The following is a 26925-nucleotide window of genomic DNA, read 5'->3' on the forward strand; positions in this document are numbered from 1 at the left end:
AATCATTGAAATTACAGGAGGAATTCCTATGTCTATGAAACGTAAAAAAGTTTCCGTCATTGGCGGAGGATTTACTGGAGCAACTACTGCCTTCATGCTGGCACAAAAAGAGCTTGCAGACGTAGTCCTTGTCGATATTCCGCAAATGGAAAACCCGACTAAAGGAAAGGCTCTTGACATGCTTGAAGCCGCTCCTGTACAAGGCTTTGACGCGAATATTACTGGTACTTCAAACTATGAAGACACAAAGGATTCCGACGTAGTCGTCATTACTGCCGGCATTGCACGCAAACCTGGCATGAGCCGCGATGACCTCGTACAGACGAACCAAAAAATCATGAAGAGTGTTACACAGGAAATCGTGAAATACTCTCCAAACTGCTTTATTGTTGTCCTGACTAACCCGGTAGATGCTATGACATATACAGTTTTCCAGGAATCAGGCTTCCCGAAAAACCGCGTAATTGGACAATCAGGGGTTCTAGATACAGCCCGCTTCCGTACTTTTGTTGCACAGGAACTGAATTTGTCCGTTAAGGATGTAACAGGATTTGTTCTAGGCGGCCATGGAGATGACATGGTTCCGCTTGTCCGCTACTCCTATGCAGGCGGTATCCCGCTTGAAACCTTAATTCCCAAAGACCGCCTAAACAGCATTGTAGAACGCACACGCAAAGGCGGCGGTGAAATTGTCAACCTTCTTGGCAATGGCAGCGCTTATTACGCACCTGCTGCTTCCCTTGTGGAAATGGTTGAAGCAATCCTGAAAGATCAGCGTCGCGTTCTTCCTTCCATTGCATACCTTGAAGGTGAATACGGTTATGAAGGGATTTACCTTGGCGTCCCAACTGTATTGGGAGCAGGCGGAATCGAAAAAATCATCGAACTTGATTTAACTTCCGATGAGAAGGCTGCCCTTGACCAATCTGCAGAGTCAGTAAAAAAGGTCATGGAAGTACTTGCTTAATATAGTCAATTAATCTGGGGATTTTATAAAAAATCGGGGAGTTTTCCCCGATTTTTTTACAAATACAACTTCACACAATGAACAAATCCGGGAGATTTTTTCAAGGGGGAATGACTGTGTTGCTAGGAAAAAAACGAAAGTTAGGCAGAACCATTGATGGAATATCGGTTGGGGAAAAGTTGACTTTGACGGAAAAAATTGAAGACAAGGAATTGCTGTTGTACCTTGGGCTGACAAATGACTCAAATCCATTGTACATTCAGCATGATTATGCTTCCCAGACTCCTTACAAAAAGCCTATTGTCCCGTCCATCATGCTTTCAGGAATTTTAACATCGGCAGTATCCAAATATTTGCCGGGCCCCGGCAGCCATGTTTTAAAGCAGGAGATTGAATTTACAAAGCCTGTTTATGACTATGCCACAATCCAGTTTTTGTTTGAAGTCAAAGAGGTTGACAGCAAAAAACATACACTTGTGATTGAAGTTCAAGCTACCGATGACGAGAATGAAACTGTGATTAAAGGGAAACTTCTTGTTTGCCCTCCTTACGCGCCACAAAAAATGGAGGGTCACATTCTTGAGAATTTTTAATTTCCTCAAGGTGTACAAATGTACACCTCTTTTTTGTTTTCAATTTTAACTCTATAATAGTAATAAGCATTTTGGATGAAGACAGGGGTAATTTTTTTATTGGAGGGCCAATATGGAGAAGAAAGTACTGGTAGTCGATGATGAGCAGTCAATCGTAACATTGCTGAAATACAACCTTGAACAGGCAGGGTACATTGTGTTGACGGCAATGGACGGTGAAGAAGGAAAGAATTTGGCCATGGCAGAAAAAACTGACCTGATTATTCTTGATTTAATGCTGCCCAAACTGGACGGAATCGAGGTTTGCAAACAGCTCCGCCAGCAAAAAATCATGACACCTATCCTGATGCTGACCGCAAAGGATGATGAGTTTGACAAGGTGCTCGGTTTGGAGCTCGGTGCGGATGACTATATGACGAAGCCTTTCAGCCCGAGGGAAGTAGTAGCGAGGACAAAGGCGATTCTTCGGAGAGCACAGCTGCATCAGGAAGCGGCGGAAAGCCAGGAAGAACAGACTGACAGTATTGTAATCGGAGATTTAAAGATTCTTCCCGAGTTTTACGAAGCCTTTTTCCTTGAAGGACTTTTGGAATTAACTCCAAAGGAATTTGAACTGCTTCTGTACCTTGCGAAGAATAAGGGACGCGTGCTTACAAGGGACCAGCTGCGCAGTGCTGTCTGGAATTATGATTTTGCAGGTGATACCAGGATTGTGGATGTCCATATCAGCCATCTCCGGGAAAAAATCGAGATTAATACAAAAAAGCCCTCCTATATTAAAACGATTCGCGGACTTGGGTACAAGCTGGAGGAACCGAGGACAGAATGACGAAATACAGGACGCGCCTTTTATTCGCCCTGGTCACTCTCCTTATTTCTGTCCTGATCGGATTAGGGTTATTTATTGGCCAGCTTTTTAAACATTATTATATCGATTCTATCAGTGACCGCCTTCAAAAGGAAGCGCGCATCGTTGCAGCTCATATTGAAGAGCATGGCGGCATCGCCGCATTGGACCGGACGGCAGTCTCTGAATTTAGTGAACTGCTGGATGCAAGGATTATCATTGTCGATGAAACAGGCAATGTCACATACGATACTGAAGGATCACCCGGAAAAATAACAGTCCGGCACAAAGAAATAATGGGCAAAGCTGTTGAAGGGAAACTAAACAAAAAAAGTTATCCCGTTCTATCAATGGGAAAAGCCTTGAAGTATTACCCGGTGGCCATTCAGCATGAGGGCGGAAAAGAAGGATATCTGATCCTTGAGTCAAAAGTCAGTGAACTTAAGGAAGCTTACAGCCAGATATGGTGGATCCTAGGCATAAGCCTTGGTCTTGCCATGGTTCTGATTGTCTTTCTTGTTTCCAAAATCACCAAGCGATATACAAAGCCGATTGAGTCAGCTACGAATGTTGCCATCGAACTTGCAAAAGGAAACTACCGAGCAAGGACCTTTGAGGATCATAGTGACGAAACCGGAATGCTGGGTGCATCGATCAATATTTTGGCACGGAATCTACAGGAATTGATGAAAGCCCAGGAAATGCAGCAGGACCGCTTAAGCACGCTGATCGAAAGTATGGGCAGCGGGCTTATCCTGATTGACAGTCGAGGCTATATCAATTTAATCAACAGGGCATACAAGGATATCTTTGAAGTCGAACCAGCAGATTACCTGTATAAGCTTTATTATGAAGTGGTTGAACATAAAGAAATCAGAATGCTGATTGAGGACATTTTCATGACCGAACAAAGGACAGGCAGGCAGGTTCTTTTGCCGCTTGGCATAGAACGCAGGCATTTCCAGGTCTATGGGGTACCAATTATAGGTATGAACAATGTCTGGAAGGGAGTATTGCTCGTCTTCCATGATATTACAGAAATGAAAAAGCTTGAACAAATGAGAAAAGACTTTGTAGCAAATGTATCTCATGAATTAAAGACACCGGTCACTTCAATTAAAGGCTTTTCAGAAACGCTTTTGGATGGAGCTATGAATGATCGCGGCACCCTTGAAGCTTTCCTGTCCATTATCTTAAAAGAAAGCGACAGGCTCCAAACACTGATCCAGGATTTGCTCGATCTTTCGAAGATTGAGCAGAACGGCTTCCATCTTGATTTGCAAAGAGTCAATATTGTCAGTGAAATCGAAGATGTGCTGGCCATTCTTGAAGCTAAAGCGGCCGAAAAGAAAATCACTCTGGACTTTCCTTCCCCCGATGAAGAAGTTGTCATCGAGGGTGACGCCAACCGGCTGAAACAAGTGATGATCAATCTTGTCAACAACGCCCTTACCTATACACCTGATGGAGGCACTGTGTTCATTTCTATCAGGGACAATAGGGATGCTGTTGTCATCAAAGTGAAAGATACCGGAATCGGGATTGAAAAAGAAGAGATACCGCGTATTTTTGAACGGTTTTACAGAATTGACCGAGCGAGAAGCAGGAACTCTGGGGGGACGGGCCTTGGTCTGGCGATCGTCAAGCATATTGTTGAGGCTCATAAAGGAAGCATCCAGGTTAAAAGTGAAGTGGGCAAGGGAACGGCTTTCTATATCAGGCTGAGAAAGAAAATTCCCGATTAACGTTCCAAAGGAGAAGGTGTTTCCAATTTTACAGTATATTAACAATCGGTTCATTCAGGCTTTACATTCCGTTGTTACAATCATACTTGTAAACCCCTTCATCCAAGGAGCAGAAAAAGGACACAAGCTGACCCCGCTTGTGTCCTTTTTCATTGTCCGGGGGAGCAGACCGTTATTTTTCTTTCTATTCTATCTCATGGTAGAATAATGAAAAGGAATAACGGTCTTTTTTATGAAGATAAGAAAGTATAAAAATTTTTGGATAACTATCCAGCGTAAGCGACTGGTGTATTTTGCTAGACGGGAGGCTTGCGTTTTTCTTATCGGAATGTAAACCCGGCATGAGGATTTAAAAGGAGGCAAAACAATGGCAAACAAGTTAGTTTTGATAGATGGAAACAGCATTGCTTACCGCGCTTTTTTTGCGCTGCCCTTGCTCAATAATGATAAGGGTATACACACGAATGCTGTTTACGGTTTTACCATGATGCTGATGAAAATTCTTGAGGATGAAAAACCAACACATATGCTCGTTGCGTTCGATGCTGGCAAGACGACTTTCAGGCATGCCGCATTTGGTGAATATAAGGGCGGAAGGCAAAAGACGCCGCCTGAGCTTTCTGAACAGTTTCCTTTTATCAGGGATCTGCTGAAAGCTTACAGCATTCCCCAGTACGAACTTGAGAATTATGAAGCAGATGACATTATTGGAACCCTCTCCACGCGTGCCGATAAAGAAGGATACGAAGTTAAGGTGATATCTGGTGACAAGGACCTTACCCAGTTGAGTTCCGGGACAACGACAGTTAGCATTACCCGAAAAGGAATTACCGATATTGAAGATTATACACCGGAACATATCCGTGAGAAATACGGTCTCGCTCCTGAACAAATTATTGATATGAAGGGCTTGATGGGGGATGCATCCGACAATATACCGGGTGTACCGGGAGTCGGTGAGAAAACCGCCATCAAGCTACTGAAGGAGTTTGGAACACTTGAAACACTTCTTCAATCAATCGATCAGGTAAAGGGGAAGAAACTGCAGGAAAAGCTCAGTGAATTTAAGGACCAGGCAGTCATGAGCAAGGAGCTCGCCACCATTACAAGGGAGGCGCCAGTACAGCTCGAACTGTCCGAACTGGAGTATGAAGGCTTCGAAAAAGATGCCCTGCTAAAAATCTTTAAAGAGCTTGGCTTTAATTCCCTCGTTGATAAAATTGATGATGGAGAGGTGCAGGAAGAAAGCCTAGAACTTGAGGAAATCTCGTACGAAGCACCCGAGGAAATTACGGCAGAACTGTTTGCCGGCGAGAACGCACTTTATGTAGAAGTACTGGATGACAATTATCATTACGCTGATATCATTGGATTTTCAGTTTCCAATGAAAAAGGAAGCTATTACTTCCCAGTTGAAAAAGCACGCCAGTCCCAAGCGTTCAAGAACTGGGCCGAAGACGAAAGCAGCAAGAAAATTGTTTATGATGCCAAGCGTTCGGAAGTTGCGCTCCGCCACAGAGGAATTCATTTAAAAGGGGCAGACTTCGACGTCCTGTTAGCTTCTTATATTCTTAACCCTTCGGAGAATGCCGAGGACCTGTCAGAACTGGCGAAGCTTCATGGCCAAAGAGGACCTGAGCCGGACCGTTCGTTTTACGGAAAAGGTGCAAAACGGAGTATTCCTGCCGAAGAAAAATTAGCAGAGCATCTTGTGCGGAAAGCTGTGCTGTTAATGGATTTGAAGGAAACTCTTATCAACGGGTTAAAGAAAAATGAGCAATGGGAGCTGTTCACAGGGCTGGAAATGCCTTTGTCACTCGTCCTCGCCGACATGGAGTATCAGGGAGTAAAACTCGATATTGACAGGCTTCAGAGAATGAGCAGTGAAATTCGGGGGAAGCTTGAAAAAATCGAGTCTGAAATTTATCGTCATGCAGGTGAAAGTTTTAATATCAATTCACCGAAACAGCTTGGAGTTATTTTGTTTGATAAACTTGGGCTTCCTGCAATAAAGAAAACGAAAACGGGCTACTCTACTTCAGCAGATGTGCTTGAGCAGCTCGCCCCGAAGCATGAAATCATTCAGGAAATCCTGCAATATCGTCAACTTGGCAAACTGCAGTCTACCTATATCGAGGGTCTGCAGAAGGTTGCGAACAAAGAGACGGACAAGGTGCATACCCGGTTCAACCAGGCGCTTACCCAGACTGGAAGGCTGAGTTCAACTGATCCCAACTTGCAGAACATTCCGATCCGGCTGGAAGAAGGACGGAAAATCCGGCAGGCATTTATCGCTTCCGAAGAAGGCTGGGTGATTTTTGCCGCCGACTATTCGCAAATTGAATTGAGGGTGCTTGCCCATATTGCAGGTGATGAGAAACTTATAGAAGCCTTCCGTGAAGGGCACGACATTCATACGAAGACGGCAATGGAGGTATTCCATGTCGGAGCAGAGGAAGTAACCTCTAATATGCGCAGGCATGCAAAAGCCGTCAATTTCGGGATTGTCTACGGAATCAGCGACTATGGGCTTTCGCAAAGTCTTGGAATTACACGTAAAGAAGCTGGAGAATTCATTGACAGGTATTTAAAAAGCTATCCAGGTGTCAAGGAATATATGAATGATATCGTAAAAGATGCGAAACAAAAGGGCTTTGTTTCAACGCTGCTTCACAGAAGGCGATATATTCCGGAAATCACGAGCAGGAATTTCAATCTCAGAAGCTTTGCAGAGCGTACTGCCATGAATACACCAATTCAGGGAAGCGCTGCAGATATCATAAAAAAGGCAATGATTGAAATGGCCGACAGGCTAAAGACGGAAAAGATGCAGGCGAGACTGTTGCTTCAGGTACATGATGAATTGATTTTCGAAGCGCCTGAGGATGAAATCGAAAAGCTGAAAGAGATTGTTCCGGATGTTATGGAGAATGCCGTAGAGCTGAATGTCCCGCTGAAAGTGGACTATGCCTGCGGGCCAACATGGTTTGATGCTAAGTAAGAAGGAGGGCTAGAATTTGCCTGAATTACCGGAGGTTGAAACAGTCAGGAAAACCTTGGAGTCGTTAGTGCTCGGAAAGGAAATACATGAAGTAAGAATCGGCTGGCCCAAGATGGTGAAAAATCCGACAGAGCCACAAATGTTTGCCGATAGCCTAAAAGGTGAAAAAATCAACAAAATCGGCCGGAGAGGCAAGTTCCTCATCTTTTACACGGACCACTATGCCCTTGTCTCACATTTGCGTATGGAAGGGAAGTATATGCTGTTCCAGCATGACGAACCACTCGACAAGCATATTCATGCTGTTTTCCAATTCACAGATGGAAGTGAATTAAGATACCGGGATGTACGGAAGTTCGGGACGATGCACTTGTACAAGCGGGGTACGGAGTTTGAAAACTCTCCGCTCTCTGGACTCGGCCCTGAACCGTTTTCCGTGGAGTTCACAAAGGGACTGCTTTCTGCCAGGCTGAAAAAGACAAACCGCAAGATCAAGGCAGCCCTCCTTGACCAGAAGATACTTGTCGGACTCGGGAATATATATGTTGATGAAGCATTGTTCCGGGCCGGCATTCACCCGGAAAGGACGGCCAGTTCGCTGTCAGACAGGGAAACAGAAGAGCTTCACAGGGAAATTGTAGCGACGTTGCAGGAAGCCGTCGAAAAAGGCGGCAGTACAATCAGATCCTATATCAACTCGCAGGGCGAGATTGGAATGTTCCAGCTGGAATTAAATGTGTATGGCCGGAAAAATGAGCCTTGCAATGTATGCGGACGAATGATTGAAAAAACGGTTGTCGGCGGACGCGGAACGCACTATTGTCCATCCTGCCAGCGATGATGACAGCGGGACTGCGAAGGGAGGGCAGTTGGCATGACTTTAATCATTGGATTGACTGGTGGGATCGCCAGCGGGAAAAGCACAGTATCCTGGATGCTTTCCGAAAGAGGACTACCTATTATTGATGCTGATGTGGAAGCAAGACTTGCTGTCCAAAAAGGAGAAAAAGCCTACCGTGAAATCATAAATGAATTCGGAAGCAGCATTCTTGATTCAGCAGGAGAGATCGACAGGGCAAAACTTGGAGGCATCATATTTAATGATGAGGATAAAAGGCGCCTCCTGAATGGAATTGTCCACCCAGAGGTCAGAAAAAGGATGATGGAGAAAAGGGATGAATCAGTCCTGCGCGGTGAACAGGCTGTCATCCTCGATATTCCGTTGCTGTTTGAAAGCAAGCTTGAATATATGGTGGACAAGATCATCCTGGTTTTTGTAAATGAAGAAACGCAGCTCAGAAGGTTAATGGCCAGAAACAGCCTGACAGAAACAGAAGCAATGGCTAGAATTCAATCGCAAATGCCTCTTAAGGATAAAATAAACCTTGCTGACCGGATCATTGATAACAATGGTACCACGGAAGAAACGGGCAGGCAGCTCCAGCATATTTTATCCCAATGGGGATTGGAAGGGACCTGAAAAGGTTCCTTTTGTTTTACCTTGTTAATAAAGGACGAGCCCCTTTCCAAAAGTATTTTTCAGAATTATTTTATATTTAAAATGTGTGATTTTAATTATCACAAACAAAAACTAATATGTTATACTAATTACTAATGAGGGGTATTTGAGTATAACACTAATGTGGAAGGGGCCGTAATATGAAGGCAAGAATTGCAATTAACGGTTTTGGGAGAATTGGAAGAATGGTTTTCAGGAAAGCTATTCTTGAACATAATCTTGAGGTTGTGGCCATTAATGCGAGCTATCCAGCAGAGACTTTGGCACACTTAATAAAATATGATTCTACACATGGCCAGTTCCAGGGAGAAGTAATCCCGGCTGACGATGCTTTGATTGTCAATGGAAAGAGAGTTAAATTGCTTAGCAACCGTAATCCGGCTGAACTGCCATGGAGAGAAATGAAGGTTGACATTGTCATTGAAGCAACTGGAAAATTCAATTCAAGAGACAAAGCTGCGCTTCATCTTGAAGCAGGAGCGAAAAAAGTCATCCTGACAGCACCAGGAAAAGAAGAAGACATCACTGTTGTCATGGGCGTGAATGATGGCGCTTTAATGATCGATGAGCACGATGTCATTTCAAATGCATCCTGTACAACCAACTGTCTTGCACCGGTTGCAAAGGTCCTTAATGACAGGTTTGGAATTAAAAACGGCTTGATGACAACAGTCCATGCCTATACGAATGACCAGAAGAATATTGATAATCCACATAAGGATTTGAGGCGTGCCCGTTCATGCGGACAGTCCATCATTCCAACATCCACAGGTGCTGCGAAAGCGCTTTCTCTTGTGCTGCCGGAGCTAAAAGGTAAGCTTCATGGCATGGCTTTAAGGGTGCCGACTCCCAATGTTTCGCTTGTAGACCTGGTTGTTGACCTTGAAAAAGAAGTGACTGTTGATGAAATCAATGATGCTTTCCTTGCTGCATCAAAAGGAGACCTTAAAGGTATCCTTGATATCACAACTGATCCGTTAGTTTCCATCGATTTCAATACAAATGAACATTCGGCAATCATTGATGGCTTGTCCACAATGGTGATCGGAGAAAGAAAAGTAAAGGTTCTTGCATGGTATGATAACGAGTGGGGCTATTCCTGCAGAGTTGTAGATCTTGCGAACCATGTTGCCAAGGCAATGTCCGAGACCGTCGCTGTCAAGGTCGGTTAATATTCGCTTTGCGGGAACAAGCTTGCGCTAATGCGCAGGCTTGTTTGCGTTTTGAATAACAAATACTGTACTCCACAAGAAAAAGCCTCTTGAAGCATCCTGGTTTCAAAGGAAAAAACGCTGCCCCTGCTTTTGTTTGAAAGCCATTCTTTAGCAAATATTTTCAGGAAAAAATTTGTGTTCGATGTGTTGCAAAACAAAAATAAACAAAGTATACTAGTCATCGTGAACTTCTTAATGAAGGTAATGCTTGGCTACTTAAAGGGTTAGGACCTCTTTGGACTAACTTTCCCCCGTGGTAGTTAACGACCATTGAAAGATAAGAATTTCATTTTAATAGCTAAAAAAGTAAGAGGGGGAAACTGAATAATGGAAACAATGGGTCGTCATGTAATTTCGGAATTATGGGGCTGCGATTTTGATAAGTTGAATGACATGGATTATATTGAACAAACGTTTGTAGCGGCAGCATTGAAATCTGGTGCTGAAGTCCGCGAGGTGGCTTTCCACAAGTTTGCGCCACAAGGTGTAAGTGGGGTTGTCATTATCTCAGAATCACATTTAACTATTCACAGCTTTCCGGAGCATGGATATGCAAGCATTGATGTTTATACTTGCGGGGATTTGAATCCCAATATCGCTGCAGATTATATTGGAGAAGCGCTAGGAGCACAAACACGCGAGAACATTGAAATTCCGCGTGGAATGGGTCCAGTGCAAGTGAAGCAGGCAAAAGCACTTTAATAATGGATTATAAATGAGAGGTGTATCCTATACACCTCTTTTTCATTTGCTCTGAAATAGTATAGAATAGTACCAAAAGAATGTGATGGGGGGACAGGCCCTGGTGAACCGTTTCAAGAAACAATGCGAGACAAGCGATAACCATAAAGAACCTGAATTGCGGACAAGGTATTATAAAGCGAACTTCCAGCAGGTCTTTCAAACTGTTGAAAAAATTTTAGGAACTGATCCATCAGTCACAGTTGTTAGTATCTCCAGTGAGCATGGTGAAATTTCAGCTGAAACGCATGATGGTATACCAGCTTTTTTAGTCGTTACAGTGATTACACTGCGTCCGTATGAAACTGCAGTGGACATTTTGCTTTCTTCTGAAAAGTTTTATATCGCCGGTGCATATCCAATCATTAAAAATAAAGTATCCGATCTTTACTCCAAGCTCGGGGAGTCACTTCCCGCCGCCGGATCCGGTAAATATGGAAATTAACCAGTCCTCTTGTACAGCGGCTCTCTTTTTAATAAGATAGAAGGGTAGATCATGTGCATATAAGAACGATATGATATATAGAAAAAATTCGGAGCTGATCGAGATGAAGTGTCCAGCGTGTCACAATAATTCGACCCGAGTCCTCGATTCCCGTCCGGTTGATGAAGGGAAGTCAATCCGCAGAAGACGGGAATGCGAAGCGTGTGGGTACCGGTTTACAACTTTTGAAAAAGTGGAGGAAACTCCTTTGATTGTTGTCAAAAAAGAAGGAACCCGCGAAGAATTTAACAGGGAGAAACTTCTTAGGGGGCTTATTAAAGCGTGCGAGAAACGGCCTGTTGCCCTTAAGGAACTCGAAGACATTGTTTCGGAAGTGGAGAAAGAGCTCCGAAGCCAGGGTGTTGCCGAAGTGAAAAGCGAAGCGATTGGTGAAATGGTGATGGACAGGCTTGCAAAAGTCGATGAAGTGGCATATGTCCGATTTGCATCCGTATACCGTCAATTTAAAGATATTAATGTCTTCATTGAAGAGTTAAAAGAGTTAATCAAGAAAGAACAGGGCTGAAAAGAGCTGCAGGGATTTCCCGGCTCTTTTTTTGGCGGCGGAATACGCGCGAAAGCCCGGAAAGGCAGATGGTTATGGCACAGCATTGGCAGGAACTCTTACCTGTAGACCAATATACAGTTTCGGCAAATGGACTGATCCATGAATACGACAGGAAGGTGCTGACTTTCCTATACCAGCCATTGATTGGCCCTTCCTGCCTGAGTCTTTATCTGACACTGTGGGCGGAGCTTGAGGAGAACCGTCTCTGGTCAGGGGCAGTATCCCATCACAGCCTGATGACAATCACCGGTCTCGGACTCAATGATATTTACCAGGCAAGGCTTAAGCTTGAAGCCATGGGGCTCTTAAAGACATATGTTAAAAACGGAGACAGCCGCTCGTTTGTATATGAGCTTCAGCCTCCGCTTTCTCCTGAACAATTTTTCCTTGATGGAATGCTCAATATTTATTTATACAGAAAAATAGGAAAAAACCAATTCGGGAGACTGAAACGATTTTTCAGCGACAAAGCACCTGCTGGTCATACTGCTGGATATGAGAACATTACACGCGCTTTTCAGGATGTATTTGTATCAGTCTCCACAGATGCGCTTAAACATTCACGTGATGCAGCTGAAGATTTAGAAGCGATGGAAGGAAAGTCCTTTATTAGCCGAACAGAGCCGGGGGGCATCCAGGTGGACCCGGACGGATTCGACTTCGGGCTCCTTACAGCGGGAATAAAGGAATCTCTTGTCCCGGGCAAAGCCCTGTCTTCTAAGGTCAAGGAAGCTATCAGCAAGCTGTCATTCCTGTATGGAATTGATGCTTTGCAAATGAAGAACCTGATCCTCGGTGCGCTTACCGAAGAAGATGAAATCGATGTGGAGGAACTGAGGAAAGCGGCGAGGGACTGGTACCAATTTGAAAACAATGACCAGCTGCCTGCATTGCTTGACCGTGTCCAGCCTATTTCGCACAGGCTGACATCCGGACAGCCTTCGTCAACAGAAGAAAAGCTCATTCACTATTTAGAAACCACATCTCCACGCCAGTATTTGCTCCATATATCCGATGGCGCAGCTCCGTCAAAAAATGACCTGCACATCATTGAAGAAGTCATGTTTAAACAAAAGCTTCAGCCAGGTGTCGTCAATGTCCTGATTGAGTATGTCATGCTGAAGACAGACATGAAGCTAAATAAGGGATATATGGAAAAAATAGCAGGGCACTGGGCGAGAAAGCAAATAAAGACGGTCAAGGAAGCAATGGAACTGGCCAAGAAAGAGCACCGCCAGTATCTGGAGTGGGCTGAAGAGAAAAAGGGTCGGTCGGCACCTCTTAAAAATTCAAGCCGAAAAGAACATCTTCCTGACTGGTTTGAGAAAAAGAACGAATCCCAAACGGCTCAGGTGGAGGAAGATTTTGATTTTGAAGAGGAAAGAAAGAAACTGGAAGAAGAACTTAAAAATTTTGAAGCCGGGAGGTGACCGGAGTGCAAAACATAAACGAAACATTGAGAAAGCTGGCAAATAACCCTGATTTCAATAAAAGGTATGAGGCCCAGAAAAACGAAGTGCTCAGCGATCCGTGGATACAGGATTTTTTTAAGCGCAACGAGGGTGAAATCTCCCGGGAAATGATTGATAAGAGCCTGATGAAACTGCATGAATTTTCAACTCAAAGCAAAGCATGCAGAGACTGCAAATCGCTAGATTCCTGTACAAATATGATACCGGGGTATGAGCCGATACTGGTGCTGAGTGGCAGTTATATTGATGTCAGCTATGACCGCTGTCCGAAAAAAGTGATGTATGATGAGAGCCAGAAAAACGAACGGCTGATTGAAAGTATGTTTGTCCCTAAAGAAATCCTGAAGGCTTCGTTCGCTGATATTGAGATTGAAAAGGGCAGGTTTAAGGCCATTAAAATGGCGAAGGAATTTGTTGAGCTTTACAAGCCAGGCGAGCGGCAGAAAGGACTATACCTTCATGGCCCATTTGGAACAGGTAAGTCGTTTCTTCTTGGTGCAATTGCCGGAGAACTGGCTAAAAAGCATGTAGGCTCACTCTTGATTTATGCGCCTGAGCTTTTTCGGGAAATGAAAAACTCGATAGGGGACCACTCTGTCGGGGATAAGCTTGATGCCATAAAAAAAGCACCAGTCCTTATGCTTGATGATATAGGCGCGGAAACGATGAGCGGGTGGATCAGGGACGATATCCTTGGCCCCATTCTACAGTTTAGGATGATGGAGAATCTTCCAACACTTTTTTCCTCGAATTTTGACCTGGACGGCCTTGAACACCATTTGGCCCACAGCCAGCGCGGGGGAGAAGAACAGCTGAAGGCTGCAAGAATCCTGGAGAGAATTAAGTATTTAGCCGAACCTGTCAAGGTGGAAGGGAAAAACAGGCGAGTATAGCAAACCTGGAGATCGCCTTCAGGCCTTTACCCATAATAATAAACAAAAAGCCGCAGTTAACTCTGCGGCTTTTTGCGTGTTTACGATTTTTTACCTGCTTCTAAACCCGGCAAGTCCCCCATATATATGAAATCAGGAGAATATCACAATGGGGGGATATCGTTGATTGAAATCATCTTCCAAACTGGCAGGGAAGCCTGCAGCCTGTATCAGCATATCACCAGGCAAATGCCAGGCCTGCCGGCAGATGGCAGGATCCTTCTTCATGAAGGAAGAAACAGTATTACAATCCTTACCTCGTCTTTATTGGAAAAGGATTTTCAACATATAAGAAAGGGCTTTTATGAATTTATCCTTATCCATAAGCGGGAAGATTTCTTCAGGTTGATTTTGGCGGAACGTTTTTACTATACGGAAGCTGAAGAACAGGAGCAGATCCTGGAAATCATCCATTCTGTACTTGAAGGTAAACGTGAAGAATTGCAGTCCTTTTTGAGCGGCCCTGATGAGAGCCAGCTGATCAAAGCTGCAATAGACGAAATAATGGAGGGGAATATTTCTTTTTCATTCGATTCATTTGCAAGGTTCCGCCTGAAGCCTTTTTTTGACAAGCTTTATACTTATGCGGAAATTGCCATTGACGAGTACAAGATGGAGCAGGAATACCAGGTGTTTATCCAGACTTTAAGAGGCTTTCTCTCAGGGCGTGCGCCTGTGAAGGATCATTTGCATGTGCTTGTCGTAGACGATGAGACCGTTTTTTATGATGAACACTACCATGAACTGAAACGGAGTGAGCTCTTCCGGATGATAGACAGGAAGCTTCTCGTCAATCATCCTGTCTATGTGGATTCGGTGACAATCGCGCCATTGCTTTCCATTGCGCCGTCGTCCATTTATCTTTATTCAGACCAGCCGGACCAGCCTCTTGTCCGCACCATTCAAAATATTTTTGAAGAGCGCGTCATCGTCCGTGCTGAACCTGATTTTCGGAAACAAAAAATCCAGGCAAATTGAATCTGTAGAAAAAAGTCCTGTTGTCCACTTGATTTTGAAAGAATTACAAACTATAATTACCTACATAATAAGTCAATCAAGTAAAAGTATTGATGAGGACAAGGGCTTTCTTTACAGGTTTATAGAGAGGGAAGGCAAGGCTGGAACCTTCCTAACACTAAAGAATCAAGCATACCGCCTCTGAACTTCAGTTGTGAACGCCGGGCAATGCCCGCCAGTAGCTGCTGACGGCAACAGCCGTTATCATGACCAAAGCCGTTGTTTTGGCCTTTCAGGCCTGTTGGAACGGAAAATTGGGTGGAACCGCGTGTGTTAAACTCGTCCCTTTATTTTTAAGGGACGGGTTTTTTTATTTTACCAAAAAGGCGGAGCGCACAAAAAGCAACTTCGCCAAATTAAAAGGAGGAGCAGTCATGGCAGACAATATGAAAATAAAGTTTCCGGATGGGGCAGTGAAGGAGTATCCTGCCGGCACAACCATTGAAGATATTGCGGCTTCCATCAGCCCAGGCCTTAAGAAAAAAGCAGTTGCCGGGAAAGTAGATGGACAAATGTACGATCTGCGCCGTCCTATCGAAGAGGATACTGCAATTGAAATTATCACTCCAGAGCGGGATGAAGCATTGGAGGTTCTTCGCCACAGTACAGCCCATCTTATGGCGCAGGCAATTAAACGGCTTTATCCAAAAGCAAAGCTTGGCGTCGGCCCTGTCATCGAAGGCGGATTTTATTATGATATCGATCTCGAAAATTCACTGACTCCGGAAGATCTTCCGGCCATTGAAAAAGAAATGGCGAAAATCGTGAAAGAAAATGTTGAGGTCGTCCGAAAAGAAGTCAGCCGTGCTGACGCTGTAAAGCTTTTCGAAGAAATAGGGGACGAGTACAAGCTCGAACTGATTGAAGCAATTCCAGCAGATGAGACAGTCACTATCTATGAACAGGGAGAGTTCTTTGACCTTTGCCGTGGCGTGCATGTGCCATCCACCGGGAAAATCAAAGAGTTTAAACTGTTGAGCATTGCAGGAGCCTATTGGAGAGGCAACAGCGATAATAAAATGCTGCAGCGTATATACGGAACAGCGTTCTTTAAGAAAGAAGAACTAGCTGAGCATTTACGCCTTCTTGAAGAAGCAAAGGAACGCGACCACAGGAAGCTTGGAAAGGAACTTAGCTTGTTCACCAATTCCCAGCTGGTCGGCCAAGGACTTCCGCTATGGCTGCCAAAAGGTTCAACCATCCGCCGGGTTGTGGAGCGGTACATTGTTGACAAAGAAGTGAGCCTCGGATATGACCATGTTTATACTCCTATCATGGGCAGCGTCGACCTGTACAAAACTTCAGGCCATTGGGACCATTACCAGGAAGACATGTTCCCGGTTATGGATATGGATAATGAGCAGCTCGTGCTTCGCCCGATGAACTGCCCTCACCATATGATGGTTTACAAAAACAGCATTCACAGTTACCGTGAGCTGCCAATCAGGATTGCCGAACTTGGTACAATGCACCGTTATGAAATGTCCGGCGCACTGTCAGGCCTTCAGAGGGTTCGGGGAATGACGTTAAACGATGCCCACATTTTTGTCCGTCCTGATCAAATCAAAGAAGAATTCAAACGTGTTGTCCAGTTGATCCAGGAAGTATACAAAGACTTCAATATTAATGATTTCTCCTTCAGGCTGTCGTACCGTGACCCTGAAGATACAGAAAAGTATTTTGACGATGACCAAATGTGGGAAAAGGCCCAGAGCATGCTGAAGGAAGCAATGGATGAGCTTGACGTTGCCTATTTCGAGGCAGAAGGAGAAGCTGCTTTCTACGGTCCTAAGCTTGATGTCCAGGTCAAAACAGCGCTTGGCAAAGATGAAACACTCTCTACTGTCCAGCTTGACTTCCTGCTGCCTGAACGTTTTGATCTTACCTATGTAGGAGAAGATGGGAAGCAGCATCGTCCTGTTGTTATCCACCGTGGAGTGGTTTCGACAATGGAACGTTTCGTGTCCTTCCTGATCGAGGAATACAAAGGCGCATTCCCAACCTGGCTTGCTCCGGTACAGGCAATCGTGATCCCTGTCTCACCGGATATCCACTTTGAATATGCAAAAGAAGTGCAGGACAGCCTGAAAGCTGCAGGCTTCAGGGTTGAAATGGACAGCCGGAATGAAAAAATCGGCTATAAAATTCGTGAAGCACAAATGCAAAAAATTCCTTTCATGCTTGTTGTCGGAGACAAGGAAATGGAAGAAACAGGAGTCAATGTCCGCAAATACGGCGAGCAAAAATCGGAAACAATGTCGCTGCAAGCCTTCAGGGAGCTTTTTGACAAAGAAGCTAAAAAATAGAAGGCGAAGGGACCATTTTCAGAAAAGGTATTGCATAAACAGCGCATATTTGCTACAATACAATTCGTTACAATAATACCTAGTGATATGTTTGACACTGAAATTTCTTTGTGCTATAGTTACAAAGGTAAATATGAATACGGTTTGAGGAAAAGAAGAAGCACCCGCTTCTCACCTGATTGACGCTGATGTGGCAGTTGCCAGGTTTTACGGAAACTCTTTATTTTTAATTGTTTCGTAAAGTGTGGGTGTTAAATCCCGCACTTTTTTTATTTGCGCAGAATGTGGAATCCGCCGCTGCAGCTTGATCAGAGGAATTTTCGGCAGTATCTGCCGGAAGCGGCTTGGCTGTTCAGTGTGTGTATTCTTAACCCAAACAATGTATTCCTATAAAACCCTGGAGGTGGCTAACTATTAGCAAAGATATGCTGTTGAACGAGGGCATCCGTGCCCGAGAAGTTCGTCTCATTGACCAAAATGGCGAGCAGCTGGGAATTAAATCAAAAAACGAAGCACTTGAAATTGCAGCGCGTGTCAATCTTGACCTTGTTCTGGTTGCCCCAAATGCGAAACCCCCTGTAGGCCGGATCATGGACTACGGAAAATTCAAATTTGAGCAGCAAAAGAAGGAAAAAGAAGCACGCAAGAACCAAAAGATCATCAACATTAAAGAAGTCCGCCTCAGCCCGTCCATTGATGAGCATGACTTTAACACAAAGCTTCGCAATGCCATCAAGTTCTTGGAAAAAGGCGATAAGGTGAAAGCATCGATCCGCTTCAAAGGTCGTGCCATTACACATAAGGAGATCGGCCAGCGCGTTCTGGACCGCTTTTCTGCAGCATGCAAGGAAGTTGCGACCATTGAATCCCACCCTAAAATGGATGGGCGGAGCATGTTCCTTGTTTTAGCCCCTAAAAACGACAAGTAACGAGGAGGAAGTCCCAAATGCCAAAAATGAAAACTCACCGCGGCGCTGCAAAGCGTTTCAAGAAAACAGGATCCGGCAAACTCAAGCGTTCACACGCTTATACAAGCCACTTATTCGCTAACAAATCTACGAAAGCAAAGCGTAAGCTTCGCAAGAGCGGCCTTGTTTCCAAAGGCGATTTCAAACGCATTCGCCATTTGCTAGACAACATTAAGTAAATTCGAGTTATTCTCGATTCATATATAGGAGGGAAATTACATGCCACGTGTAAAAGGCGGTACAGTTACGCGCAAGCGTCGTAAAAAGGTTATTAAATTAGCAAAAGGTTATTATGGTTCCAAACATACATTGTACAAAGTTGCAAACCAGCAGGTTATGAAGTCCCTGATGTATGCATTCCGCGACCGTCGCCAGAAGAAGCGCGACTTCCGCAAACTTTGGATCACTCGTATCAATGCGGCTGCCCGCATGAACGGTCTTTCTTACAGCCGTTTGATGCATGGCCTTAAGCTTGCAGGCATCGAAGTAAACCGTAAAATGCTTGCTGAACTTGCAATCAGCGACGAAGCAGCATTCACTCAGCTTGCTGACGCTGCAAAAGCTCAATTCAACAAGTAATATAAAAAAGCGCAAGCACCCGTTCAGTGACATACATTAGTTGCTGGCAAATGGATCAAGGCAGTATCTGACGAAAAAGATACCTGTCTTGATCATGACAAAAGCCATTCCCGAAACAGGGGATGGCTTTTTTTAGGAGGTATATTTTATTGGAGATGGAGCTTTCATTTGCTTGGGTTTTAGCATTATGGAATATTTTCGGGTTCTTTCTCATGGGCATGGACAAGGACCGGGCAAGAAAAGGCCGGTACAGAGTCAGTGAGAAAAACCTATGGATTACAGCCTTGCTGGGGGCCGCGCCAGGCATGACGGCAGGGATGTTGTTTTTCCGGCACAAGACGAAACACATGGCTTTCAGAGCAGGCTTTCCGGCTCTTTCGGCCATCCAGTTTTCTGCTCTCGTTTATTATTTTCTGCAGTGACTTTGCCGCTCATGTTCAACTACTTCTTTTATCCATCGGTTCCTGTATGGGGCTTTTCCATGAGATGACCGCTTTTGGATAGAACTCATGTATCCTTTTTTCAATGAAGCGGAAATCAACAGGGTCCAGTTCCTTTACGCACTCGGAGTTCCTGGCCCAGACAAGAATGGATGCTACAGAAGTGGAAGATGATTTTTCTGGATACTTTTCTCCTTCGAATAATGCCCCTTTATGGGTGACAAAAAAATTCTTTCTCATATTATTCTTGTCGTCCATATAGTAAAATTTATGCTGCCTGAGGGCTAGATCAAGCTTTCTCTTTGGATTGATCAAATATTTCACAATGCTGAGAACAATAAATATTAACAGGGATACAAGTACAAGGCGCATAATCCAGAACATGGCATCCCCCTCGCTTTACTTATTATCTTTCATTACGGATGAAGGGAGAAATAGTTTCGATAACAGAGAAAATAGCCTTATCAATTTTTTAGGAGGATTTAATAATGAATTTTAACAAGCTGTTTCTAATGCAGGAAGAATTAGATTCTCATATAGAGGAAAAACACGGCCTGGCGGGAGAAGATTTATTTGGAAGAAAAGTCCTTGCGCTGCTTGTGGAACTTGGCGAGCTTGCCAACGAGACAAGATGCTTTAAATTTTGGAGTGTAAAACCTGCTTCCGGGAAAGACATCATTCTTGAGGAATTCGTTGATGGGATTCATTTCATGCTGTCCCTTGGACTTGAGTGCAGTTATGAAAAAGGAAGCGTCCCGCAGCTTGCATTCGCGGCAGAGGCTGAAGGAACCGCAAACAGCCAGTTTTTAAAAGTCTATGAGAGTGTCCTTGCTTTTCAGGCTTCCAGAGAGGAAAAGGAATACTGGGATATGTTTGCAGGCTATCTTACACTTGCAAGCATAATGGGCATAAGCGAGGAAGAAATACAGCAGGCCTACTGCAGAAAAAATGAAATTAATTATGAACGCCAGCAAAAAGGATATTAGTTAGAATTTTTTGTACATTGCACAAGGCAAGCGGTATAATAAAAAGCGAAACTATAAAGTTAAGGGAGTCGAAATGATGGCTAAATACGATGATACTTTAACAATGCTCAAAGACTTGACCGATGCCAACGGGATACCCGGCAATGAACGGGCAGTGCGTGAAGTGATGAAAAAATACATAGAGCCACATGTGGAAGAAGTAACAACAGACGGGCTGGGCAGCCTGATTGCCAAAAAGACCGGAGAAGCAGGCGGACCAAAGATTATGGTCGCGGGCCATCTCGATGAAGTCGGCTTCATGGTTACGAGCATAGATGATAAAGGTTTTCTCCGTTTCCAGACAGTCGGAGGCTGGTGGGGGCAGGTCATGCTCGCACAGCGGGTAACGATTGTAACCCGCAAAGGAGACGTTACAGGTGTGATTGGTTCAAAGCCGCCGCATATCCTGCCGGCGGAAGTGCGCAAGAAGCCTGTTGATATTAAAGACATGTTCATCGATATCGGCGCATCTAGCCGTGATGAAGCCAAGGAATGGGGAATCCGTCCGGGGGATATGGTCGTGCCGTATTTCGAATTCACCGTCATGAACAATGAGAAAATGCTTCTGGCAAAAGCTTGGGATAACCGCATTGGCTGTGCGATTGCAATCGATGTTCTGAAACAGCTGAAGGCACAAGATCACGCAAATGAAGTGTATGGTGTCGGCACAGTGCAGGAAGAAGTCGGACTTCGCGGAGCAAGGACATCAGCTCAAGTGATTAAACCTGACATCGCTTTTGGTGTGGATGTTGGAATTGCCGGCGATACACCGGGAGTTACCGAGAAAGAAGCACAAGGAAAAATGGGTGCAGGCCCGCAAATCATCCTTTATGATGCGAGCATGGTTTCCCACAAAGGACTGCGCGATTTCGTGACAGATGTCGCCGACGAACTGAACATTCCTTACCAGTTCGATTCCATAGCAGGCGGAGGGACAGACTCCGGCGCTATCCATATGACAAATGGCGGGGTTCCGTCCTTGTCGATAACCATTGCGACACGGTATATCCACTCACACGCTGCAATGCTTCACCGTGACGACTATGAAAATGCAGTCAAATTGATCGTTGAAGTCATCAAGCGGCTTGACCGCAAAACAGTCGATAAAATCACATTTGAATAATATGATTTCGTAAAAATATGTGATAAGAGACTGTTCCGCTGAAAAAGGAGGCTTCGGCCTCCTCGGATGGATGAAAAAAGCATATTTGGTGAAGGTCGTCCTTATCTAGCTAATTTTAGCTGCGTAAGGGCGATCTTTTTTCTTGCGAATTTTAAGGTCCCTCTGAAAATAAAAACACATTGGATTCATTTGTGAATTCCAATGTGTTTTACTTGTTTGTACTATTGAAGTGATCCCGTTTATTAGCATAGCATGGAGCAGGATGTTGATTACTTTTTCAAGCCTTCTTCAAGCATTGTCAGCATTTCCTGCTGCTCCTCATGGGAAGCGTTTTGCCAGATGACTTCAAATAGGACTCCGAGACCGGGAAGCATTTTTTCTTCTCCGTTTTCTATGGCATCAACAATGGTACTTTTCAGTTCATCCTGGGAATTCCCCGAAACATTATGGATGACAGCATGGCGAAGATTAAGATTCATTTCCAAAACTCCTTTCTTTCCCTGTAATACTATTAGCTTGGACAGAATCTGTTTATTTATGTACGCGCTTTGCGCTATAATAATGGAATCGACCGGCAAGATAACTTTACCGGCAAAAGGAGCGTCCGTTACATGAAATACATCCATTCTGCTAAAAACCCGCAAGTCAAGCAATGGAAGAAGCTGATGACAAGGAAAGAACGCGATAAATCAGGCAGCTTTATTATAGAAGGATTCCATCTTGTAGAAGAGGCCTTGAAGGGGAATGCCGAAGTTCTCGAAATCATTGTAAGTGAAAAAGCCGAAATGCCGCCAGGGCTCGATTATGGCTCTGTTCCTACTACAACAGTAACGCAAGAGATAGCCGAAATCCTTGCAGAGACCGAAACAACCCAGGGGATTTTTGCCGTCTGCCGCCAGCCTGCCGCCGGAAATGTGTCAGGTAAAACCTTTCTCCTTATTGATGCGGTCCAGGATCCTGGAAATCTAGGAACAATGATCAGGACAGCAGATGCTGCCGGAATTGATGCAGTCATTGTCGGAGCAGGCAGTGTAGATATTTACAATCCTAAGGTTCTCCGTTCCGCCCAGGGAAGCCATTTCCATCTGCCAGTCCTGTCAGGCAGCCTGTATGAGTGGATTGACCAGCTAACAAATCAAGATATTCCTGTATATGGAACGGCCCTTCTGAATGGCATGCCATACACAGATTTGCATCAGGGGAGTGAATTTGCCCTGATTGTCGGTAATGAGGGGAATGGTGTGGATAAGGATCTGCTTGCGAAAACAGCCGGAAACCTTTACATTCCGATCCTGGGAAAAAGCGAATCGCTGAATGTGGCTGTCGCTGCTGGCATTCTGCTATATTATTTGAAAATGCCGAAATAGGACCCTTTTTGATAATTTAATTTGATACTCGCCGCAGAATGTACTATAATAACAGCAAAAATACGATTGTAAAAACGTTGACGGAGAAGAGTAGTTTGGAAAGATGCCATGCAGGAAGGAAATGCCTTAGACTGGAAGCATTACCTGGCAGCACCAAGCGAAGTTCACCTCCAGAGTTGGCATCGGGACCATTCCAAGGTGAATGTAAAGATGCTCCGGCCCATGCCGTTATCCCAATGAAGCGAACACGCAGTACATATCGTATTGCCTGTTAAAAAGGGTGGTACCGCGAACCAAGACCTCGTCCCTTTATATGGGTGGGGTCTTTTTGTGCATTCTGCCATAATTGGCGGAAATTTTTTTTGAATAAAAGGAGGATGAAGCATGCAGGAACGATTGAAGGAACTGCAGGCAGAAGCGCTTGAAAAAGTGTCCGCAGCTGCCGAATTGAAAGAATTAAATGACATCCGGGTTTCCTACCTTGGGAAGAAAGGCCCGATTACGGAAGTGCTGAAAGGGATGGGGAAACTGTCCGCAGAAGAACGCCCGGCTATGGGAGCGCTTGCGAATGAAGTGAGGGATAGCATTTCAGTGAAGATTGAAGCAAAACAGGTGGAGCTTGAGGAAGCTGCCGTAGCCAAGAGGCTTGCCGCAGAAAAAATCGACGTTAGCCTGCCAGGAAGGCCTGTTCGTGCAGGAAGTCAGCATCCGCTTACAAAAATTGTCGAGGAGATAGAGGATCTGTTTATCGGGATGGGCTATACCGTTGCCGAAGGACCGGAAGTCGAAAACGACTATTATAATTTTGAAGCGCTCAACCTGCCGAAAGGACATCCGGCGCGCGATATGCAGGATTCTTTTTATATCAATGCAGAAACCCTTCTTCGGACACATACTTCACCAGTCCAGGCGAGGACGATGGAAAAGAATGCAGGAAAAGGTCCTGTCAAAATCATTTGTCCTGGAAAAGTATACCGACGCGACAATGACGATGCGACTCACTCGCACCAATTTATGCAAATCGAAGGGCTTGTTGTGGATGAAAACATCCGTATGAGCGACCTGAAAGGAACCCTTGAGGTCCTTGCCAAGAAGATCTTCGGCCAGGACAGGGAAATCCGTCTTCGCCCAAGCTTTTTCCCTTTCACAGAACCGTCTGTTGAAATGGATATCTCGTGCAAGATTTGCGGAGGAAAAGGCTGCAGTATTTGTAAAGGAACCGGCTGGATTGAAGTCCTCGGGGCAGGGATGGTGCATCCGAATGTCCTTGAAATGGCTGGATACGATTCAAAAAAATATACCGGGTTTGCTTTTGGCATAGGGGCTGAGCGAATCGCTATGCTGAAGTACGGGATTGACGATATCCGACATTTCTATACAAATGACATCCGTTTCTTAAAGCAATTTTCGGTAACCGAATAAGGGTAGGAGGAATAACCATGCTGGTATCTTATAAATGGCTTCAGGAATACGTCGATCTTACAGGCGTTTCAGCTGAAGAATTAGGCGAAAGAATCACGAAAAGCGGAATTGAAGTTGAAGGTGTTGACAAGTTAAACGAGGGAGTAAGCGGCCTTGTTGTTGGCCATGTCATCGAATGCGAAAAACATCCGAATGCTGAGAAACTGAATAAAACACTTGTGGACATTGGCGAAGAAGAGCCCGTCCAAATTGTTTGCGGAGCGGCCAATGTTGCCAAAGGGCAGAAAGTTGCGGTAGCTACAGTCGGCGCTGTCCTTCCAGGCAATTTCAAAATAAAGAAAGCGAAGCTTCGCGGAGAATCATCCCATGGCATGATTTGTTCGCTTCAGGAGCTTGGCATTGAAGGAAAGCTGATTGCCAAGGAGTTTGCGGAAGGCATTTATGTTTTCCCAGAGGATACGGAAGTGGGCCAGGATGCAATGGCCTTGCTCGGTCGTGACGACCAGGTGCTCGAGCTTGGACTTACTCCGAACAGAGCGGATTGTATGAGCATGATTGGGGTAGCCTACGAGACTGCTGCTATTCTTGGGAAAGATGTGAAGCTCCCTGAGCCAAAAGCGGCCGAGATCTCCGAACAAGCTTCCGATTATATTAAAATCAATATTGAAGCGAAGGAAGATAATCCATTATATGTGGCCAAGGTTGTCAAAAATGTAAAAGTTGGTCCTTCACCTCTTTGGCTGCAGGGCAGGCTGATGGCTGCCGGAATCCGGCCGCATAACAATGTAGTTGATATAACGAACTATATCCTGCTTGAATACGGCCAGCCGCTCCATGCTTTTGACTATGACCGCCTTGGTTCAAAAGAAATACTTGTCCGCCGCGCCAAATCAGGCGAAACAATTGAGACGCTAGATTCCGTTAAGCGCAGCCTGTCAGAAGAGCATCTTGTCATCACCAATGGTGCTGAGCCAATTGCTCTTGCCGGCGTCATGGGCGGAGCAAATTCCGAGGTGAATGCCGATACAGTAACAGTCTTGATTGAATCGGCTTATTTCGCAGGTGCTTCCATCCGCAAATCTTCCAAAGATCATGGTTTGCGAAGCGAAGCGAGCTCTCGGTTCGAGAAAGGTGTTGATCCGGCTAGGGTTCATAAGGCTGCAGAAAGAGCTGCTGAGCTGATGGCTGAGCTAACGGGCGGTGAAGTGCTGGCAGGTTCTGTAGAGGCAGATTATCTCGACAAATCAGAGAAGACAGTGTCAACAACACTTGGAAAAATCAACTCTGTATTAGGAACAGAACTTGAAATGAAGGAAATCGAAAATATTTTTGCCCGCCTTCAATTCCGTTCAACTGCGGATAATGACACCATCTCGGTCATTGTACCAACACGCCGAGGCGACATTACAATTGCAGAGGATTTAATAGAGGAAGTGGCCCGTCTGTACGGCTATGACAATCTGCCTTCAACATTGCCGGTTGTCGCATCTGTTCCAGGCAGACTGACAGATTACCAAAAGAAGCGTAGGGTGGTCCGTCGTTACCTTGAGGGGGCTGGGCTTTACCAAGCAGTCACTTATTCTTTAACAAGCAGGGACAAGGCTTTGCAATATGCCCTTGAAGAGCGTGAGCCGGTAGAATTGGCAATGCCGATGAGCGAGGAGCGCAGCATGCTTCGCCTAAGCATTGTACCTCAGCTGCTTGAGGTGCTGAAGTACAATACCGCACGCCAGAATGACAACTTGGCAATGTACGAAACTGGGACGGTATTTTTAAAGGATGGCGTATCAGAGCTTCCGGAAGAGCGAGAGCACCTTTCTGGAGCACTTACTGGATTGTGGGGAAGCCATCCTTGGCAAGGTGAAAAGAAGCCTGTTGACTTCTTTGTGCTTAAAGGGATCCTTGAAGGTTTGTTTGCCAAACTAGGTCTTGAAGAACGAGTTCAATTTAAGGCTGGGGAAATGGACGGCATGCATCCTGGCCGGACAGCAGAAGTGCTCCTTGATGGTGAGAGAGTAGGCTTTGCCGGACAGGTTCATCCTACAGTGCAAAAAGAAATGGATTTAAAAGAAACATATGTTTTCGAGCTTTCACTGAAAATGCTGCTTGACGCAAAATCAGAGCCGCTGCATTATATTGCAATCCCTAGGTTCCCGTCGATTACAAGGGATATCGCCCTAGTTGTTGATAAAGTACAATCAGCAGGGGAACTGAAAGAAATCATTGCAGGTGCCGGCGGAAGGCTCCTGAAAGAGGTTGGTGTATTTGATCTGTATGAAGGCGACCGGATGGAAGAAGGCAAAAAATCAATTGCATTCTCTCTAAAATACTATGACCCGGAAAAAACGCTGACAGACGAAGACATTGCAAAAACCCACGAAAAAGTGCTCGCTTCAGTAAAAGAGCAGGCAGGCGCTGTTCTGAGAGGTTAATTTGAATAAAAATGAGAGGCAGCCATCACCAGGCTGCCTCTTGTTGTTTGGAAAGGTAACTTTTCTTCACGATTAGGTCACTTCTTGCTTGAATAGCTATTTTCTCCAGAAATCTGTGAATACCACGGGTTCATCTTTAAAATATGCCTACTTTTCTTCGTTA

Annotated in this window: 26 protein-coding genes and 3 other annotated features; of the genes, 24 read left to right on the forward strand and 2 right to left on the reverse strand. The window is 44.9% G+C overall.

Annotated features, from left to right (window positions below; all coding sequences use genetic code 11):
• Positions 1-28: 28 nt before the first annotated feature.
• The 19 genes from mdh to D1970_RS16870 all read left to right on the forward strand — a co-directional run bounded on the left by mdh (position 29) and on the right by D1970_RS16870 (position 19375).
• Complete coding sequence (gene mdh, locus D1970_RS16770; protein ID WP_119114016.1) at positions 29-967, forward strand: malate dehydrogenase; 939 nt, start codon at positions 29-31, stop codon at positions 965-967.
• 116 nt (positions 968-1083) lie between these two features.
• Complete coding sequence (locus tag D1970_RS16775; RefSeq protein ID WP_119114017.1) at positions 1084-1560, forward strand: MaoC/PaaZ C-terminal domain-containing protein; 477 nt, start codon at positions 1084-1086, stop codon at positions 1558-1560.
• A 112-nt stretch (positions 1561-1672) separates the two neighbouring features.
• Positions 1673-2389 carry a response regulator transcription factor gene (locus D1970_RS16780; RefSeq protein ID WP_119114018.1) on the forward strand — a complete coding sequence of 239 codons (717 nt, stop codon included), beginning with the start codon at positions 1673-1675 and terminating at the stop codon, positions 2387-2389.
• Complete coding sequence (gene pnpS / locus D1970_RS16785; protein ID WP_119114019.1) at positions 2386-4152, forward strand: two-component system histidine kinase PnpS; 1767 nt, start codon at positions 2386-2388, stop codon at positions 4150-4152. The genes D1970_RS16780 and pnpS overlap by 4 nt, the downstream gene beginning before the upstream one ends.
• A gap of 367 nt (positions 4153-4519) precedes the next feature.
• Positions 4520-7153: a DNA polymerase I gene (gene polA / locus D1970_RS16795; RefSeq protein ID WP_119114021.1), complete on the forward strand. Its 2634-nt coding sequence runs from the start codon at positions 4520-4522 to the stop codon at positions 7151-7153.
• A 16-nt stretch (positions 7154-7169) separates the two neighbouring features.
• On the forward strand, positions 7170-7994 hold the full coding sequence (gene mutM / locus D1970_RS16800; RefSeq protein WP_119114022.1) for a DNA-formamidopyrimidine glycosylase: 825 nt from the start codon (positions 7170-7172) through the stop codon (positions 7992-7994).
• Between the two features lie 33 nt (positions 7995-8027).
• Positions 8028-8633 carry a dephospho-CoA kinase gene (gene coaE, locus D1970_RS16805; protein WP_119114023.1) on the forward strand — a complete coding sequence of 202 codons (606 nt, stop codon included), beginning with the start codon at positions 8028-8030 and terminating at the stop codon, positions 8631-8633.
• 179 nt (positions 8634-8812) lie between these two features.
• Positions 8813-9844, forward strand: coding sequence for a glyceraldehyde-3-phosphate dehydrogenase (locus tag D1970_RS16810; RefSeq protein ID WP_119114024.1), 1032 nt, complete (start codon positions 8813-8815; stop codon positions 9842-9844).
• A 369-nt stretch (positions 9845-10213) separates the two neighbouring features.
• Positions 10214-10588: an adenosylmethionine decarboxylase gene (speD, locus tag D1970_RS16820; protein WP_119114026.1), complete on the forward strand. Its 375-nt coding sequence runs from the start codon at positions 10214-10216 to the stop codon at positions 10586-10588.
• 103 nt (positions 10589-10691) lie between these two features.
• Positions 10692-11072 (forward strand): hypothetical protein, encoded by a 381-nt coding sequence (locus tag D1970_RS16825; protein WP_119114027.1) that lies wholly within the window; start codon positions 10692-10694, stop codon positions 11070-11072.
• A gap of 103 nt (positions 11073-11175) precedes the next feature.
• Positions 11176-11637 carry a transcriptional regulator NrdR gene (gene nrdR, locus D1970_RS16830; protein WP_119114028.1) on the forward strand — a complete coding sequence of 154 codons (462 nt, stop codon included), beginning with the start codon at positions 11176-11178 and terminating at the stop codon, positions 11635-11637.
• Positions 11638-11711: 74 nt separating this feature from the next.
• Positions 11712-13109, forward strand: a complete 1398-nt coding sequence (locus D1970_RS16835; RefSeq protein ID WP_119114029.1) for a replication initiation and membrane attachment family protein — start codon at positions 11712-11714, stop codon at positions 13107-13109.
• Positions 13110-13114: 5 nt separating this feature from the next.
• Positions 13115-14044 carry a primosomal protein DnaI gene (gene dnaI, locus D1970_RS16840; protein ID WP_119114030.1) on the forward strand — a complete coding sequence of 310 codons (930 nt, stop codon included), beginning with the start codon at positions 13115-13117 and terminating at the stop codon, positions 14042-14044.
• A 162-nt stretch (positions 14045-14206) separates the two neighbouring features.
• Positions 14207-15061, forward strand: coding sequence for a sporulation protein YtxC (gene ytxC / locus D1970_RS16845; RefSeq protein WP_246369959.1), 855 nt, complete (start codon positions 14207-14209; stop codon positions 15059-15061).
• An 80-nt stretch (positions 15062-15141) separates the two neighbouring features.
• Positions 15142-15390 (forward strand) — a binding site (T-box leader).
• Positions 15391-15474: 84 nt separating this feature from the next.
• Positions 15475-17406 carry a threonine--tRNA ligase gene (thrS, locus tag D1970_RS16850; RefSeq protein ID WP_119114031.1) on the forward strand — a complete coding sequence of 644 codons (1932 nt, stop codon included), beginning with the start codon at positions 15475-15477 and terminating at the stop codon, positions 17404-17406.
• Between the two features lie 146 nt (positions 17407-17552).
• Positions 17553-17682, forward strand: a sequence feature (ribosomal protein L20 leader region).
• Positions 17683-17831: 149 nt separating this feature from the next.
• Positions 17832-18335 (forward strand): translation initiation factor IF-3, encoded by a 504-nt coding sequence (gene infC, locus D1970_RS16855; protein WP_119114032.1) that lies wholly within the window; start codon positions 17832-17834, stop codon positions 18333-18335.
• A gap of 17 nt (positions 18336-18352) precedes the next feature.
• Positions 18353-18553: a 50S ribosomal protein L35 gene (rpmI, locus tag D1970_RS16860; protein ID WP_119114033.1), complete on the forward strand. Its 201-nt coding sequence runs from the start codon at positions 18353-18355 to the stop codon at positions 18551-18553.
• 40 nt (positions 18554-18593) lie between these two features.
• A complete protein-coding gene (rplT, locus tag D1970_RS16865; protein ID WP_119114034.1) occupies positions 18594-18953 on the forward strand; it encodes a 50S ribosomal protein L20 in 360 nt (119 codons plus the stop codon).
• Between the two features lie 155 nt (positions 18954-19108).
• Positions 19109-19375, forward strand: coding sequence for a DUF1294 domain-containing protein (locus tag D1970_RS16870; protein WP_119114151.1), 267 nt, complete (start codon positions 19109-19111; stop codon positions 19373-19375).
• Between the two features lie 15 nt (positions 19376-19390).
• Here D1970_RS16870 and D1970_RS16875 read toward each other — a convergent pair whose 3' ends face one another.
• On the reverse strand, positions 19391-19777 hold the full coding sequence (locus D1970_RS16875; protein WP_119114035.1) for a sigma-w pathway protein ysdB: 387 nt from the start codon (positions 19775-19777) through the stop codon (positions 19391-19393).
• Between the two features lie 104 nt (positions 19778-19881).
• On the opposite strand from D1970_RS16875, the gene D1970_RS16880 reads away from it, so the two are divergent.
• Both D1970_RS16880 and D1970_RS16885 read left to right on the forward strand, forming a co-directional pair.
• Positions 19882-20379 (forward strand): dUTP diphosphatase, encoded by a 498-nt coding sequence (locus tag D1970_RS16880; protein ID WP_119114036.1) that lies wholly within the window; start codon positions 19882-19884, stop codon positions 20377-20379.
• A 76-nt stretch (positions 20380-20455) separates the two neighbouring features.
• Complete coding sequence (locus D1970_RS16885; RefSeq protein ID WP_119114037.1) at positions 20456-21541, forward strand: M42 family metallopeptidase; 1086 nt, start codon at positions 20456-20458, stop codon at positions 21539-21541.
• Between the two features lie 269 nt (positions 21542-21810).
• On the opposite strand, the gene sspI is transcribed toward D1970_RS16885, so the two are convergent.
• Positions 21811-22020, reverse strand: a complete 210-nt coding sequence (sspI, locus tag D1970_RS16890; RefSeq protein WP_119114152.1) for a small acid-soluble spore protein SspI — start codon at positions 22018-22020, stop codon at positions 21811-21813.
• Between the two features lie 132 nt (positions 22021-22152).
• Here sspI and D1970_RS16895 point away from each other — a divergent pair, with 132 nt between their 5' ends.
• From D1970_RS16895 to pheT, 3 genes are all read left to right on the forward strand, one after another.
• A complete protein-coding gene (locus D1970_RS16895) occupies positions 22153-22908 on the forward strand; it encodes a TrmH family RNA methyltransferase (protein WP_119114038.1) in 756 nt (251 codons plus the stop codon).
• A gap of 68 nt (positions 22909-22976) precedes the next feature.
• Positions 22977-23220, forward strand: a binding site (T-box leader).
• A gap of 72 nt (positions 23221-23292) precedes the next feature.
• Positions 23293-24330, forward strand: a complete 1038-nt coding sequence (gene pheS, locus D1970_RS16900; RefSeq protein ID WP_119114039.1) for a phenylalanine--tRNA ligase subunit alpha — start codon at positions 23293-23295, stop codon at positions 24328-24330.
• A gap of 17 nt (positions 24331-24347) precedes the next feature.
• The gene (pheT, locus tag D1970_RS16905; protein WP_119114040.1) at positions 24348-26762 is read left to right on the forward strand and encodes a phenylalanine--tRNA ligase subunit beta; all 2415 of its coding nucleotides are present in this window, start codon (positions 24348-24350) and stop codon (positions 26760-26762) included.
• Positions 26763-26925 lie beyond the last annotated feature (163 nt).

The organism is Mesobacillus zeae, from assembly GCF_003570705.1.
GTDB classification, from domain to species: domain Bacteria; phylum Bacillota; class Bacilli; order Bacillales; family Cytobacillaceae; genus Mesobacillus_C; species Mesobacillus_C zeae.